Origin of the sequence: Frateuria sp. GZRe12 (assembly GCF_051900535.1) — a bacterium.
GTDB lineage: Bacteria > Pseudomonadota > Gammaproteobacteria > Xanthomonadales > Rhodanobacteraceae > Frateuria_A.
In genome coordinates, this window is record NZ_JBHZGI010000007.1 from 100499 (window position 1) to 115154 (window position 14656).

At 68.9% G+C, this 14656-nt stretch carries 13 protein-coding genes; all 13 read left to right on the forward strand.

Annotated elements, in window-relative coordinates:
• Window positions 1–6: 6 nt before the first annotated feature.
• The 13 genes from flgJ (at window position 7) to ACFWZ4_RS14855 (ending at window position 14654) form a co-directional block, all read left to right on the forward strand.
• The gene (gene flgJ, locus ACFWZ4_RS14795) at window positions 7–1104 is read left to right on the forward strand and encodes a flagellar assembly peptidoglycan hydrolase FlgJ (RefSeq protein ID WP_439705435.1); all 1098 of its coding nucleotides are present in this window, start codon (window positions 7–9) and stop codon (window positions 1102–1104) included.
• A gap of 120 nt (window positions 1105–1224) precedes the next feature.
• Entirely contained in the window at window positions 1225–3093 is a 1869-nt protein-coding gene (gene flgK / locus ACFWZ4_RS14800) for a flagellar hook-associated protein FlgK (protein ID WP_439705436.1), read from the forward strand.
• Window positions 3094–3105: 12 nt separating this feature from the next.
• Window positions 3106–4299 (forward strand): flagellar hook-associated protein FlgL, encoded by a 1194-nt coding sequence (gene flgL / locus ACFWZ4_RS14805; RefSeq protein WP_439705437.1) that lies wholly within the window; start codon window positions 3106–3108, stop codon window positions 4297–4299.
• 179 nt (window positions 4300–4478) lie between these two features.
• Window positions 4479–5906, forward strand: coding sequence for a flagellin N-terminal helical domain-containing protein (locus ACFWZ4_RS14810; RefSeq protein ID WP_439705438.1), 1428 nt, complete (start codon window positions 4479–4481; stop codon window positions 5904–5906).
• Window positions 5907–5976: 70 nt separating this feature from the next.
• Window positions 5977–7374 carry a flagellar filament capping protein FliD gene (fliD, locus tag ACFWZ4_RS14815; RefSeq protein WP_439705439.1) on the forward strand — a complete coding sequence of 466 codons (1398 nt, stop codon included), beginning with the start codon at window positions 5977–5979 and terminating at the stop codon, window positions 7372–7374.
• Window positions 7375–7392: 18 nt separating this feature from the next.
• The gene (gene fliS / locus ACFWZ4_RS14820; RefSeq protein ID WP_439705440.1) at window positions 7393–7803 is read left to right on the forward strand and encodes a flagellar export chaperone FliS; all 411 of its coding nucleotides are present in this window, start codon (window positions 7393–7395) and stop codon (window positions 7801–7803) included.
• The gene (locus ACFWZ4_RS14825; protein ID WP_439705441.1) at window positions 7800–8084 is read left to right on the forward strand and encodes a flagellar protein FliT; all 285 of its coding nucleotides are present in this window, start codon (window positions 7800–7802) and stop codon (window positions 8082–8084) included. The genes fliS and ACFWZ4_RS14825 overlap by 4 nt, the downstream gene beginning before the upstream one ends.
• A gap of 351 nt (window positions 8085–8435) precedes the next feature.
• Window positions 8436–8990, forward strand: coding sequence for a PilZ domain-containing protein (locus ACFWZ4_RS14830; RefSeq protein WP_439705442.1), 555 nt, complete (start codon window positions 8436–8438; stop codon window positions 8988–8990).
• Between the two features lie 378 nt (window positions 8991–9368).
• Window positions 9369–10796, forward strand: a complete 1428-nt coding sequence (locus ACFWZ4_RS14835) for a sigma-54 dependent transcriptional regulator (protein ID WP_439705443.1) — start codon at window positions 9369–9371, stop codon at window positions 10794–10796.
• A 187-nt stretch (window positions 10797–10983) separates the two neighbouring features.
• A complete protein-coding gene (fliE, locus tag ACFWZ4_RS14840) occupies window positions 10984–11307 on the forward strand; it encodes a flagellar hook-basal body complex protein FliE (protein WP_209615922.1) in 324 nt (107 codons plus the stop codon).
• Window positions 11308–11355: 48 nt separating this feature from the next.
• Window positions 11356–13029, forward strand: a complete 1674-nt coding sequence (gene fliF / locus ACFWZ4_RS14845) for a flagellar basal-body MS-ring/collar protein FliF (protein WP_439705444.1) — start codon at window positions 11356–11358, stop codon at window positions 13027–13029.
• A 6-nt stretch (window positions 13030–13035) separates the two neighbouring features.
• The gene (gene fliG, locus ACFWZ4_RS14850; RefSeq protein WP_231324011.1) at window positions 13036–14040 is read left to right on the forward strand and encodes a flagellar motor switch protein FliG; all 1005 of its coding nucleotides are present in this window, start codon (window positions 13036–13038) and stop codon (window positions 14038–14040) included.
• Complete coding sequence (locus ACFWZ4_RS14855) at window positions 14040–14654, forward strand: FliH/SctL family protein (RefSeq protein WP_439705445.1); 615 nt, start codon at window positions 14040–14042, stop codon at window positions 14652–14654. The genes fliG and ACFWZ4_RS14855 overlap by 1 nt, the downstream gene beginning before the upstream one ends.
• Window positions 14655–14656 lie beyond the last annotated feature (2 nt).

Here is a 14656-nt window from a genome sequence, read left to right on the forward strand (position 1 = left end):
GGAAACATGACGCCCGCCAACGCCTCCCTGCCGGCACTCGACACCTGGACCGACCTGTCCGGGTTCAACCAGCTGCGCGCGCAGGCCAAGGGCGACGACAAGGCGGCGCTGCCGAAGGTCGCCAAGCAGTTCGAGGCAATCTTCACCCAGATGATGTTGAAGTCGATGCGCGAGGCGAATGCCAGCTTCGGCGACAACGACGTCGGCGACAGCCAGCAGGGCAAGGCCTACCGCGACCTGTTCGACCAGCAGCTTTCGCTCTCGCTCTCGCAGGGCAACATCGGCCTGGGCATCGCGCGCATGCTGGTGCGCCAGCTCGGCGGCAAGGATGCCGAGCCCAAGCCCGCGCCGACGACGGACAACAAGGCGCTGCTCGCCAGCGTCGCCGCCGGCGCGCTGCCGGGCACCGCGGCCGCCAGCCTGTTCGGGCCCCTTGCCGCGGGCGCCGAGGCCGGTACCCGCGCGCTGCTGCACCTGGGCGAAAGCGTGGCCGGGCAGGGCGACGGCCTGCTGCCGCTCACCGCCGATGCGAACGCGGCGCCGGACTGGCGCGCCACGCTCGGCCAGCTGGCCCAGGGCGCGGTCAATGTGGCCAGCAAGTTCATCCCGGGCGATCCGGCCGGGTTCGTGCGCGCCATGGCGCCGCACGCCCAGGCCGCGGCCGACAAGCTCGGTGTCTCGGTGCGCGCGCTGCTGGCGCAGGCCGCGCTGGAAACCGGCTGGGGCAAGCACCTGCCGCACCGGCACGACGGCTCCAGCAGTTTCAACCTGTTCGGCATCAAGGCCGGCGGCAGCTGGGACGGCGACAAAGTCAGCGTGCCGACGCTCGAGTACGAAGGCGGCGTGGCGGTGCGCAAGCGCGACAACTTCCGCGCCTACGACAACCCCTCCGAAGCTTTCGCCGACTACGCCCGCATGCTGGCGGACAACCCGCGCTACGCCCACGCGCTGGGAAAAGGCGAGAACATCGCCGGCTTCGCGCATGCGCTGAGCCGCGGCGGCTACGCGACCGATCCGTCCTACGCGGCCAAGCTCACCACCATCGCCAACAGCCCGCAGATGCGCGAAGCACTGGCGGCGCTGGATGCCGGGACGCTCAAGTGATGCGTCAAACGGCCGTCACAGCGGGCATGACCCATGCCCTGATTCCGTCGCGCGGTCTCATGCGGGGCCGCACGTCGCGGCCCGCGGCCCGTCCGCGCGCCAACCATCCGGGAAACCCTCATGGCTGACCTGCTTTCCACCGGCGTCTCCGGCCTGCTCGCCGCCCAGGTAGGCCTGAGCACCACCGGCCACAACGTGTCCAACGCCAACACCGACGGCTACAGCCGCCAGCAGGTGAGCTTCGCCGCGCGCGCGCCGCAGGCGCAAGGGCAGTACTACGTGGGCACCGGCGTGGATACGCAGGCCGTGCAGCGCGCCTACAGCCAGTACCTCAACACGGCGCTGTGGTCGGCCTCTTCCTCCAAGGGACGCGCGGACGCCTACCAGGCGCTCACCGACCAGCTCAACAACCAGCTTTCGGGCAGCAGCAACCTGCAGGCCTCGCTGGACACCTTCTTTGGTGCGGTGCAGGACATGGCCAACGCGCCAGCCGATGCCTCCGCGCGCGGCGTGCTGCTGGCCCGCGCCGGTGCGCTGGCAAGCACCTTCCGTGCGCTGTCCGGCCAGTTCGGCAGCCTCGATGGCCAGGTGCAGCGCCAGCTCACCGACACCGTCGCCTCGATCAACAGCGACAGCGCCGCGATCGCCAGGCTCAACGAACGCATCCGCTCTTCCACCGGCGCGCAGCCCTCGGACCTGCTCGACCAGCGCGACGCGCTGATCAAGAAGCTCTCCGGCGAAGTAGGCATCAGCGTGGCGACGCAGAACGACGGCACGCTGAGCGTATTCGTCGGCAACGGCCAGGCGCTGGTCAGCGGCACGCAGTCCTACGAACTGGGCACCGCGCCGAACGCCTACGACGCGACCCGGCTGGAAGTGGTCGACAAGGGCACCGGCGCGGTACTGAGTGGACGCATCGGCGGCGGCACGCTGGGCGCGCTGCTGGACTTCCGCGGCAACGTGCTCGACCCGGCGCAGAACCAGCTCGGCCGCGCCGCGCTGGCGATGGCCGACGCGTTCAACGCCCAGCACGCGCAGGGCGTGGACCTCAACGGCCAGCTCGGCGGCGATTTCTTCACCGTCGCCGGTCCGGCCGTGCAGGCCGCCAGCGGCAACGCCGGCAGCGCTACGCTTTCGGCGGGCATCGCCGACCTCGGCGCGCTGGGCAGCCAGGATTACACGCTGTCCTTCGACGGCACGGCCTGGAACCTGCGCGACGGCAGCGGCGCCGCGGTGACGATGAGCGGCACCGGCACCGCGGCCGATCCCTTCCTGGCCGGGGGCTTGAGCTTCGTGGTCGGCGGCGGCGCGGCCAGCGCGGGCGACAGCTTCCGCATCCAGCCCACCCGCAACGCGGCCGGCAGCATGGCCGTCGCGATCACCGATCCGAACAAGATCGCCGCCGCCGTCCCGCTCCTTGGCAGCGCGGCCAGCGCCAACACCGGCAGCGCGGGCGTGGGTGCGCTCACGGTGGTCGACGGCACCGATTCCAACCTGTTCACCACGTCCAGCATCGTGTTTTCCTCGCCCACGTCCTACAGCATCGACGGCGGAGCGGCGCAGACCTTCACCGCCGGCACGCCGATCGTGCACAACGGCTGGAGCCTGACCCTGGATGGCGCGCCGGCCGCGGGGGACACCTTTGGCGTCAAGACAAACGCGAACGCGCGGGGCGACAACGCCAACGCGCTCAAGCTCGGCGCGGTCGCCAACCTGGGCGTGCTCGATGGCGGCGCCACCAGCGTCGGTCGCGCCTATGGCCAACTGGTCGGCCAGGTCGGCAGCGCCGGTTCGCTCGCCGACGACGCAGCCAAGACGCAGACCGCCGTCTACAACCAGGCCATGGCATCGCAGCAGAGCGTCAGCGGCGTGAACATGGACGAGGAGGCGGCCAACCTGGTGCGCTTCCAGCAGGCCTACCAGGCGTCCGCGCAGATCATCACCGCCGCCAACACCGTGTTCAACGCTCTGCTGGGCGCGTTCAAGTAAAGGATCGGGGTCATGCGAGTCTCCACCAACTGGATGCAGCAGCAGTCGGTCAACACCATGATGGAGCGGCAGGGCGACCTGTCCGACATCCAGACCCAGATGGGCACCGGCAAGCGCATCAACCAGCCCTCCGACGATCCGGTCGGCGCCGCACGCGCGGTCGAGCTCACGCACCTGGACGCCGACACCGCGCAGTACCAGCGCAACATCACCTCGGCCAACGCGCGGCTGGGCCTGGAAGACCAGACCCTGTCGTCGGTGAGCAACGTGCTGGACCGCATCCGCACGCTGACCCTGGAGGGCATGAACGGCACCCAGACCGACGAGTCGCGTACCGACATCGCCGCCGAAATGGTCCAGTTGCGCAGCCAGTTGATGGGCATCGCCAACAGCAAAGATTCCCAGGGCGACTACATCTTCGCCGGCAACCGCACCGGCGCGGCGCCATTCGTGTCGCAGGCCGGCGGCGTGAGCTACGTGGGCGACGAAGGCCAGCGCATGGTCGCGGCCGGGCCCGGCCTGCAGGTCGCCACCGGCGATCCGGGCAGCACCATCTTCATGGATGTCCCCACCGGCAACGGCACGTTCGTCGTCGACGCCACCGCCGGCAATACCGGCACCGCGGTGGCCGGCGCGACCAGCGTGACCGACGCCAGCGTGTGGGACGGCGGTACCTACCAGATCAGTTTCACCGCGCCGGATGCGTATGAAGTGCGCGACAGCGGCGGCACGCTGGTGGCGAGCGGCGCCTACGACACGCAGAAGGGCGGCATGGTGGCCTTCAACGGCGTGCAGGTGGCGCTGTCCGGAGCGCCGGCGGCAGGCGACAGCTTCACGGTCGCGCCCTCCTCGACGCAGAGCGTGTTCGCCACGATGGACGCGATCATCGCCAGCTTCACCCAGACCAACAGTGGCGGCACCGACGCGCAGAACGCGCTCAACGGCCAGCTCGCCAACCTCGACCAGTCGATCGGCTCGCTGACCCGCGCACGCGCGGCGGTCGGCGCGCGCATGAACGCGCTGGACCAGCAGCAGGCGCTCAACGACGACCTGACGCTGCAGTACAAGACCGCGTTGTCGGACGTGCAGGATCTCAACTACTACGACGCGGTAAGCAAGCTCAGCCTGCAGAGTTCCGCGCTGCAGGCTGCGCAGCAGACTTTCAGCAAGCTGCAGAACCTTTCGTTGTTCAACTACATCAAGTAAATCGCCAGGCCCTGCGCGAAAAGCACGGCTCTTCGCCTTCACTCGCAAAAAAAACCATTGACCTGCTCAAGTTTCCATGATCGACGTCGAAACAGGCTCTGAGGCGGCGGTGTACCAACCGGCATCCCGCTGACAACCACCGCCGACAAACGGCAACGACCCGATACGGAGCAAATCCCATGGTCATGAGCGTTCTCACCAACATCAGCTCGCTGAATGCCCAGAACAATCTGGCGAAGTCGCAGAGCAAGCTGTCCACCGCCATCGCCCGCCTGTCTTCCGGCATGCGCATCAACAGCGCCAAGGACGACGCCGCCGGCCTCGCGATCGCCACGCGCTTCACCACCCAGATCAATGGCCTGAACCAGGCCGTGCGCAACGCCAACGACGGTATCTCGCTGTCGCAGACCACCGAGTCGGCGCTGGACGAAGTCACCAACAACCTGCAGCGCATCCGCGAGCTGGCCGTGCAGTCGGCCAACGCGACCAACTCCGAGAACGACCGCTCCGCCCTCGACGCCGAAGTGCAGCAGCGCCTGGCGGAAGTGACCCGCATCTCGCAGCAGACCACCTTCAACGGCCGCCACGTGCTTGACGGTTCGTTCGGCCAGGCCGCCTTCCAGGTCGGCGCGAACGTCGGCGAGACCATCTCGGTCGACCTGACCAAGGGCACCCGCGCGGCCGACATCGGTGCGGTCGCCACGCAGGCCAGTGACGTCAGCGGCGCGTTCGCCACCGCCGGCACGGCCGCGACCGCCTCCGTGGCCACGGCCGCCAACGGCAGCGGCGTCGACTTCAGCTCGACGAACAAGGACTTCACCATCGACGGCAACGCGGTCTCGCTGACCACGGCCTATGCCGACCAGGCCGCGATGGTCACTGACATCCAGTCGCAGTTGGATGCCAGCGCCTCCGGTGCCTACACCGTCGCCGCCAGCGGTGCCGACGGCTTCACCATCACCACGACCGCGACCGGCACCGCCAGCGCGATTACGGTGGCTGGTACGGACGCTGCTTTCATCACCGGCAACACCTCCGGCGCCGACGCCGTCGCCTCGACGGCCTCGACTCTGACCCTCGCCGCTGGCGACTTCAGCATCAACGGCACCGCCATCACCGGCACCTTCAAGGATGCCAAGTCGCTGGTCGACTCGATCAACAGCTCGGGCATCAGCGGCGTGTCGGCCTACATCGACGACGCCGGCAAGCTGGCGATCGACTCGCAGGACGACCTGGTCCTGGCCGGCGCCAACACGACGCTCGGCTTCACGGCCGGCACCACGACCGCCTCGGGCGACCTGACCACGGCGAACGTCAAGACCGTCGCCGGCGCGAACGAGACGATCAACCGCATCGACTCGGCCCTGCAGTCGATCAGCTCGATCCGCAGCGACCTCGGCGCGGTGCAGAACCGCTTCGATTCGACGATCGCCAACCTGCAGACCATCTCGCAGAACCTCGACTCGTCGCGCAGCCAGATCCAGGACGCCGACTTCGCGGCCGAAACGGCCAACATGTCCAGCGCGAACATCCTGCAGCAGGCCGGTGTCTCGGTGCTGGCGCAGGCCAACTCCACCACGCAGAGCGTGCTGAAGCTGCTGCAGTAACAGCGGCGACAACCCAAGGGAGGCGGCCGTGGCGACACGGCCGCCTTCCCCTTAAAAGGATTCCAAGACCATGGCCATAACCGTCGGTTCCACCAGTTCCTCCAGCGCGCTGTTCTCCGCCGCCGGCATCGGATCCGGACTCGACGTCGAAACCCTGGTCGGCCAGCTGGTGGCGGCGAAGAAGAAGCCCCAGCAGGACCAGATCGACAACCAGACGCAAAAGGCGCAGACGCAGATCTCGGCCCTGGGCCAGGTCAGCGCCGCGCTTGCGGCACTGAAGTCGGCGCTCAGCCCCCTGAGCGACGGCAGCGCCCTGGCGGCGCACTCGGTCGCCATCGGCGACAGCGACGTGCTGTCGACTACCGCTCGTACCGACGCCGTGAACGGCACCTACAAGATCGACGTGACCAAGCTCGCCGGCGCCATGAAGGCGTCGTCCGGCGCGTTCGCAGACAGCGATGCGACGGTTGGTACCGGCACGCTGACGATTGCCGTCGGCGACAAGCAGATGAGCCTGGACATCGATTCGGCGCACGCCTCGCTCGCGCAGATCCGCGACGCGATCAACAAGTCCCCGGACAACCCCGGCGTCAGCGCCACCATCGTGACCGGCACCGACGGCGCGCACCTGGTGCTGCGCGGCACCCGTACCGGTACGGACAACGGCTTCAGCGTCAGCGCGAGTGGTGGCGACGGTGGCTTGGCCGCGCTCAGCTACGATCCGAACGCGGCCTCCGGCAACGGCTTCACTGTCATCGACCCGGCGCAGGACGCCGAATACACCATCGACGGTCTGCCCGGCCACAGCGCCGGCAACAGCATCAGCACGGCGATCGACGGCCTGACGCTCAATCTGACGGCCGAAGGCACCAGCACCGTCACGATCAGCAGCGACACCGCCAAGGCCACCAGCGCGGTCACCAACCTGGTCAACACGTACAACAGCTTCGTCGGCATCTACAAGAACCTGACCCTCTACGACGCGGCCACGGAAACGTCCGGCGCGCTGATCGGCGACGCCACGCTCAACAGCATCAAGAGCACGCTGGCCGCGGTCATGGGCGGCGTCGCCAACGGCGGCACGCTGAGCGACATCGGCGTGACCCTGCAGCTGGATGGCACGCTGAGCCTGGACAGCGGCAAACTGAGTGGTGCCCTTTCCGGTGGCGGCGCGGCGGTTGCTTCGCTGTTCGGTGGCGATGGCGGCCTCGGCAGCAAGCTCGGCAGTGCGCTGGACAAGTGGGTCGGCAGCGACGGCATCCTGGAAACCCGCGCCGACAACCTCAACAAGCAGCTTTCCGACCTGGACGACCGCCAGAGCGAGCTCGACAGCCGCATGCAGGCGCTCACCACGCGCTACACGCGCCAGTTCAGCACGCTCGACACGCTGCTGACCAAGCTCAACAGCACCAGCAGCTACCTCACCCAGCAATTCGACGCGCTCACCGCGGCGAACAAGAACAAGTAAGTCGGAGGAAACCCCACCATGGCATTCGGACAGGGCGCCAACGCCTACCAGCAGGTCCGCTCGCACGGCGGCGTCGAATCGGCCGATCCGCACGGCCTGATCACGCTGCTCATGGACGGCGCGCTGGAGCGCCTGGTCACCGCGCGTGGCCACATGCAGCGCGGCGAGATCGCGCCCAAGGGCGAAGTGATCGGCCGCGTCATCGAGATCATCGGCGGCCTGCGCGACGCGCTCGACCCGAAGGTCGAGAGCCCGCTGGTCGGCCAGCTCGATGCGCTCTACGACTACATGGGCCGCCGCCTGCTGCACGCGAACCTGCGCAACGACGTGGCCGCGCTCGACGAGGTCAGCGCCCTGCTGCAGAAAGTCCGCAACAGCTGGGTGATGGTGCCGATGGAGGCACGCCGCCCCGCCGGCGCCGCTGCATGAACGAAGCGCGGCCGCTCGCGATGGCTCTGGCGCTGACCCGCGCCATGCTCGAGGCCGCCCGCGCAGGCGAGTGGGAACAACTGGTCGCGCTGGAGGCCGAGCGCCACCCGCTGGTGATGCGACCGGTGGCGCAGGACGAGGACAGCGTGCGCCAGCTGGGTGAATTGCTGGCGATCGATCGCGAGTTGAACGCGCTGGTCACCCAGGCCCGCGACCAGGCCGGCGAGCAATGGCAGGCCGGGCAGGATCGCGCGCGCGCGATCGCGGCCTACGGCGGCTAGCGCTCGGCTTCCTCTCTCCTGCGGGGGAGAGGGCTGAGGGGCCAAGGCTTGCGGGAACAACCGGGAGCACGTGGCGCCCTCTCCCCACCGGGGAGAGGGATGGGGTGAGGGGCCAAGGCTTGCGGGAAGATCCTTACGAGCCAGATCAGGTCTAGTTGTCGGGACGAACATCAGGTGGGCTCGGACAGGGCTCCCCGCGAGCCCGGCCCCTCACCCCAACCCTCTCCCCCGGCTTCCATCAAAGATGAGGGAGAGGGGGCGAACGTCGTCCTGCGGACGGCTTCATCTCATAAGAGCCGGCCCGCAGTTTGCATATTCACCGCCGATGAAAGCCTCCGTCGGAGAAACGACATGACCGCCAGCGCCTGGAACGAGTTCGAGCAGCGCCTTGCCTGCGAGGACAGTTGGCACGCGGACAGCCAGGCGCTTGCCTGGCCGCTGCCGGAGGGACTCGCCCAGCGACTGGCCGAGCGAAACACCGCCGCGCTCGCTTCGGTCGCGGCACTGGAGGAACGGCGCGCCGAAAGCGCTGACGACGACAGTCCGGTCATGCAGGAACTGTCGAGGCTGGATGCCAAGCTCAATGCGTTGATCGACATGGTCAACCGCCTGGCGATGCCCGCCGAAACGCTGCCGCCCCGCCAGTCCTTGCGCTTCAACGCGATCGGGGCGGTGTTGCCCGCGGCGATGGTGCCCGCGGGGGACGCCTTGCTCCTGCGCCTGCGTTTCGACGCCTGCCCGGGCGTACCGCTGGAGCTGCCCGCGCACATCGAACGCCGCTTCGCCGACGGCGGCGCATTCGTCGCCTTCCAGGCACTGGGCGATGGCGTCGCCGCGTCACTCGAAAGGTTCGTGTTTCGTCAACACCGACGCAAAGTGGCAGGTGCGCGTCAGTCCGCCCCGTGAGTGAAGGTCGGCACGACGTGAAGCGGTGCGCGGGTCACGCGTGAAGCACTTCACACTTTCGCGAGGTCGCGCGTCGTCCGTTTGACGGTCGCCGACGTCGCGGTGTCGTGGCGTGTCACTCCTTCGACGGGCGCGTGGCGCCAGCAAACCGTCGCCGCTGCGCGGTTCTCGCCTAACACCCTTTCGACACAATCTTCACATGTGACGCATTAGGGCCATCCGCCCGTCCGCGGACAGCCGCAACGGCCGCCTGCGCTGGCCTTCTTCTTGCTCCCTCCCTCGCGTGACCGGTGACGGAAAGCCGGCGGACCAAGAAGTACGAACACTGCAGGACAGCCGGCGGTTCGTCGTTCAAAGCGTCAAGTGGAGGGCATACATATGAGCAAGGTCGATTTCCTGGTGATCGAGTCGAACGAGGCGCGCGCCGAGTCCATCCTGTCGGCGCTGCACTTTCTCGGTTACCACCCGCAGCGGGGCGAGGATTGCACCGCGGTGGAGGAATCGACCCACGCCTGGCGCGCCGTCTACGTCGGTACGGTCGAGGACGCTTCGGAAGCCGAGCGCCAGTTCGCGCTGCTGGGCGACGCCGCCAGCCACGTGCCGGTGCTGCTGGCCAGCGACTCGGCCTGGGCCGCTCGCCTGTGCGCTGCGAGCTCGCCCTTCGCCGCCCGCGTGGGGATGGTCGAGTTCCCCCTGCGCTACGAGCAGCTGGCCGAGGTGATGCGCAGCCTGTACGCGCGCTTGCTCGGCGGCCGTCGCGGCGAGCTGCGCTTCGTCGGCGAGTCCGCGCCGATGCGCCGCGTCAACGCGCTGATCCGCCAGGTCGCGCCATTCGATTCGTCCGTGCTGGTGCTGGGCGAGTCCGGCACCGGCAAGGAAATGGTCGCGCGCACCATCCACGAGTGTTCGCCGCGTCGCGACAAGCCGTTCGTGGCGATCAACTGCGGCGCGATCCCGGCCGAGCTGCTGGAGAGCGAGCTCTTCGGTCACGAGAAAGGCGCCTTCACCGGCGCGATCAGCACCCGCAAGGGCCGCTTCGAGATGGCCGAGGGCGGCACGCTGTTCCTGGACGAGATCGGCGACATGAGCCTGACCATGCAGGTCAAGCTGTTGCGCGTGCTGCAGGAGCGCGTGTACGAGCGCGTCGGCGGCACCAAGAGCCAGCGCTGCGACGTGCGCATCATCGCCGCCACCCATCGCAACCTGGAGCAGGCCATCGCCAACGGCCAGTTCCGCGAGGACCTGTTCTATCGCCTGTCCGTGTTCCCGCTGGAAATGCCCGCGCTGCGCGAGCACCTGGACGACCTGCCGGTGCTGATCGGCGAATTCAACCAGCGCCTGGCCCGCCGCGGCCTGGGCAGCGTGCGCTTCTCTGCCGGCGCGGTGAATGCGCTGCATCAGTACGGCTGGCCGGGCAACGTGCGCGAGCTGTGCAACCTGGTCGAGCGCCTCGCGATCCTCTACCCGCACGGCGAGATCCGCGCCAGCGATCTGCCGGAGAAGTACCGCGGCCGCCAGGCCGTGGAGGAAGCGCAGGGCGCCTCGCTGCTGGCGCTGATGGATGGCGCGCCGATGCCGGCGTCGATGGCCGCCGCCGTGGCGGTGTCGCCCGACGCGACGCTGCTGCCCGAGGGCGGGCTGGACCTCAAGGACCATCTGGCCGACATCGAAGTGGGCCTGATCCGCCAGGCGCTGGACGTCACCGGCGGCGTGGTCGCCCACGCGGCCAAGCTGCTGCACATGCAGCGCACCACGCTGGTGGAAAAGCTGCGCAAGTACGGCCTGCAGAACAGCCTGGCTGCGTAAGACGGGGAGCGGGGAACGACGGCCGCGCGTCGGTTCGTCGACCCCGTATTACCCAACACCCGCTTCCGCCTGGCCACTGCCCGCGACGCACTCCGCCTGAACTGCACGCTCCCGTTCCCTGTTCCCTCCTCGTGGCACGCCTCGTGCAGTCACACCTCCGAACCCCGCCACGCGCCGGAAACCCGACATGAGCACGATCGACGTCAACAACCTGCTCGCCCAGATGCGCCAGATCTCAAGCCAGGTGCGTCCGGCGGAGAGCGCGCTGAAGGCGGCGCCAGCGGCGAAGGCGGACTTCGGTGCGCTGCTGAAGGAGTCGATCGGCAGCGTCGGCCAGAGCCAGCAGCAGGCGGGCCAGATGGCGGCGGCATTCGAGCGCGGCGATCCGGGCGCGGACCTGGGCCGCACGATGGTGGCGATCCAGAAGGCCGACCTCTCGCTGCGCACGATGACCGAAGTGCGCAACAAGCTGGTCGATGCCTACAAGGAAATCATGAACATGCCGGTGTAAGCGCCGGCACCACGTTCTCCCCTTTTGCTTTACGGATGATTCGCTCCCATGGCTGACAACGCCATCGCCACCACCGACAGCTCTGCCAGCCGCTTCGACCTCAAGCAGCTCGCGCGCAGCCCCGCCTCGCGCCAGTTGCTGCTGCTGGTCGGCATGGCCGCGGCCGTCGCGCTGGGCGTGGCGGTGGTGCTGTGGTCGCGCGGGCCCAACTGGGGCCTGCTCTACGCCGGCCTGGGCCAGCAGGACGCCGCCGCGATCACCCAGGCGCTGCAGTCGACCAATACCCCCTACCAGCTCGGCAACGACGGCAGCTCGATCATGGTGCCGGCCTCGGACCTCGCCGCGGTGCGCCTGCGCCTGGCCGGGCAGGGGCTGCCGCAGGGCACCGCAACGAACACCGTGCCGCAGGCCGATTCGCCGTTCGGCATGAGCGATCTGGCCGAGCGCACGCGCTACCAGCAGATGCTGGAGACCGACCTGGGCAACACCATCGGCAGCCTGCAGGGCGTGCGCGCCGCGCGCGTGCACCTGGCGCTGTCCAAGCCGTCCGCCTTTATCCGCGACAGCCGCGAGGCCAGCGCCTCGGTGCTGGTCACGCTCTATCCGGGTCGGCAACTGGACGCAAGCCAGGTGGCGGCGATCGTGCACCTGGTCGCCGCCTCGGTACCCGACCTGGACGCCAGGCAGGTGTCGGTGATCGACCAGCAGGGCCAGCTGCTCACCGGCAGCGATCCGGACAGCGCGGCCGCGGTCGGCGACAGCCGCCTGCGCCTGGCCACGCGGATCGAAAACAGCTACGCGCAGCGCATCGAGGAACTGCTCACGCCGCTGGTCGGCCCCGGCAAGGTGCACGCGCAGGTCTCGGTGGACCTGGACTTCAGCGCCACCGAAAAGGCCAGCGAAACCTTCGACCACGAACACCCGGCCCTGCGCAGCGAACAGACCAGCAGCGAACACCACGCCGACGGCACGGCCGCCGACGGTGGCGTGCCCGGCGCGCTCAGCAACCAGCCGCCGGTCATGGCCGCGCAGCCGACCGCGGCCAATCCCAACGCCGGCGGCAAGGCCGCCGTAGCGCCGGCCACCGCCACCGCGCAGACCAACACCGGCGACAGCTCCTCCAGCGCCACCCGCAACTACGAACTGGACCGCACCATCAGCCACACCAGCGATCCGGCCGGACGGCTGGCGCGCCTGAGCGTGGCGGTGGTGGTCGACAACAAGACCGTGAGCGGCCCCAAGGGCGACGCCAGCGTGCCGTTCACGCCGCAGGAACTGGACCACCTCACCCAGCTGGCCAAGAACGCGGTCGGCTTCGACCAGGCCCGCGGCGACAGCGTGAGCGTCATCAACCAGGCTTTCCGTACCGCCCCGGCCGCCGACGCGCCCGAGCAACTGCCGCTGTGGCAGCGCCCCGGCGCGCTGGACCTGATCAAGCAGGCCATCGGCGTGCTGATCGCGTTGATCGTCGCTTTCGGTCTCCTGCGCCCGCTGCTCAAGGGGCTGATGCGCAGCGCGCCGCAACCGGCACTGGCCGGCGCCGGCCGCGTGCCTACGGTTTCCGTGCGGATTGCCGATGACGATGACGAGGGGAACCGGCTGTCGGGTCCACAGGTGATCGGATATGAGCAGAAAGTGGGCCTGGCCCGACGCATGGTCAGCGACAACCCCAAGCAGGTGGCGCAAGTGGTCAGGAACTGGGTCGGCGAGGATGGCGGCTAAGCGTCGATGAAACAGGAACCGCAAATCACCGGTGCGCAGCGCGCCGCGATCCTGCTGCTCACCCTGGGCGAGCAGGACGCCGCCGAGGTGCTCAAGCATCTGTCCGCGCGCGACGTGCAGGCGGTCGGCCAGGCCATGGCCGTGCTGACCAGCGTGTCGCGCGAACAGGTCGACAAGGTGCTCACCCGGCTGCACGACGACATGGGCTCGCAGACCGCGCTCGGCGTCGGCACCGAGGACTACATCCGCAAGATCCTCACCAACGCGCTGGGCGAGACCAAGGCGGGCAACCTGATCGACCGCATCCTGCTGGGCCGTTCCAGCAAGGGGCTTGAATCGCTCAAATGGATGGAAGGTCGCGCCATCGCCGAGATGGTTGGCCAGGAACATCCGCAGATCATCGCGCTGGTGCTGGCGCACCTGGAACACGACCAGGCCGCCGAAGTGCTCGGCTACCTGCCGGGACGCACGCGCTCGGACGCGATCATGCGCATCGCCACGCTCGATGGCGTGCAGCCGCACGCGCTCAACGAGCTGGACGAAATCATGGAGCGCCAGTTCTCCGGCAACACCAACAAATTGAAGTCCGCCAGCGTGGGTGGCCTCAAGGCCGCGGCCAACATCCTCAACGCGATGGAATCGAGCCGCGAGGCCGAGCTGATGGCCGCCATCCGCAGCCACGACCCCGGCCTGGGCAGCAAGATCGAAGACCTGATGTTCGTCTTCGACGACCTGGTGGAACTGGACGACCGCTCGATGCAGGCGCTGCTGCGCGAAGTGCCCTCGCCGCGCCTGATCGTGGCGCTCAAGGGCGCCGAGCCGTCGATCCGCGAAAAGATGTTCGCCAACATGTCCAAGCGCGCCGCCGACATGCTGCGCGACGACCTGGAAGTGGCCGGGCCCGTGCGCGTGTCCGAGGTGGACGCCGCGCAGAAGGAAATCCTCGGCATCGCCCGGCGACTGGCCGACGCCGGCCAGATCACCCTCGGCGGCTCGGATGACCTGGTCTGATGAGCGCCGTCCTCAACCGCGATGCGGTGGCCGGCTACCAGCGCTGGGAGCCGCCGCAGATGGGCGACGTGCCGGCGCAGGCTCCGGCCGAGCCGGCGAACCATCCCACGGTCAGTGACCTGGAGACGCTCCAGCAGCAGGCACGTGAGGAAGGCCATGCGGCCGGCCTCGCCCAAGGCCTCGCCGAGGCGCGCGCGCAGGGGCGCGAGCGCATCGCACGGCTGGAGGCGATCTGCGCCCAGGCGGCGCGTCCGCTCGAAGCGCTCGATACCGCGGTGGAACAGGAGCTGGCGCAACTGGCCCTGCTCGTCGCGCGCCGCGTGATCGCCGCCGAACTGGCAACCCGGCCGGACCTGATCGTGCAGGCCGTGCGCCAGGCCGCCGCCGCGCTGCCCGCCGCCACGCGCGAGCTGCGCGTGCGCCTGCATCCGGACGATCTGGCGCTGGTGCGCGAGCTGGAGGCGGCCGAGACGCACTGGCAACTGGTGGCCGATCCCGCCCTCAAGCGCGGCGACTGCCTGCTCGAAAGCGAACGATCGCGGCTCGATGCGCGGCTGGAGTCGCGCCTTGCCGTGATGATCGACGCCGTGCTGGGTGACGAGACCGGCGCATGAGC

Excerpts from the sequence above, each read along its gene's own strand:
- flgJ (WP_439705435.1), top strand. The coding sequence starts at position 7 with ATGACGCCCGCCAACGCCTCCCTGCCGGCACTCGACACCTGGACCGAC.
- flgK (WP_439705436.1), top strand. The coding sequence starts at position 1,225 with ATGGCTGACCTGCTTTCCACCGGCGTCTCCGGCCTGCTCGCCGCCCAG.
- flgL (WP_439705437.1), top strand. The coding sequence starts at position 3,106 with ATGCGAGTCTCCACCAACTGGATGCAGCAGCAGTCGGTCAACACCATG.
- ACFWZ4_RS14810 (WP_439705438.1), top strand. The coding sequence starts at position 4,479 with ATGGTCATGAGCGTTCTCACCAACATCAGCTCGCTGAATGCCCAGAAC.
- fliD (WP_439705439.1), top strand. The coding sequence starts at position 5,977 with ATGGCCATAACCGTCGGTTCCACCAGTTCCTCCAGCGCGCTGTTCTCC.
- fliS (WP_439705440.1), top strand. The coding sequence starts at position 7,393 with ATGGCATTCGGACAGGGCGCCAACGCCTACCAGCAGGTCCGCTCGCAC.
- ACFWZ4_RS14825 (WP_439705441.1), top strand. The coding sequence starts at position 7,800 with ATGAACGAAGCGCGGCCGCTCGCGATGGCTCTGGCGCTGACCCGCGCC.
- ACFWZ4_RS14830 (WP_439705442.1), top strand. The coding sequence starts at position 8,436 with ATGACCGCCAGCGCCTGGAACGAGTTCGAGCAGCGCCTTGCCTGCGAG.
- ACFWZ4_RS14835 (WP_439705443.1), top strand. The coding sequence starts at position 9,369 with ATGAGCAAGGTCGATTTCCTGGTGATCGAGTCGAACGAGGCGCGCGCC.
- fliE (WP_209615922.1), top strand. The coding sequence starts at position 10,984 with ATGAGCACGATCGACGTCAACAACCTGCTCGCCCAGATGCGCCAGATC.
- fliF (WP_439705444.1), top strand. The coding sequence starts at position 11,356 with ATGGCTGACAACGCCATCGCCACCACCGACAGCTCTGCCAGCCGCTTC.
- fliG (WP_231324011.1), top strand. The coding sequence starts at position 13,036 with ATGAAACAGGAACCGCAAATCACCGGTGCGCAGCGCGCCGCGATCCTG.
- ACFWZ4_RS14855 (WP_439705445.1), top strand. The coding sequence starts at position 14,040 with ATGAGCGCCGTCCTCAACCGCGATGCGGTGGCCGGCTACCAGCGCTGG.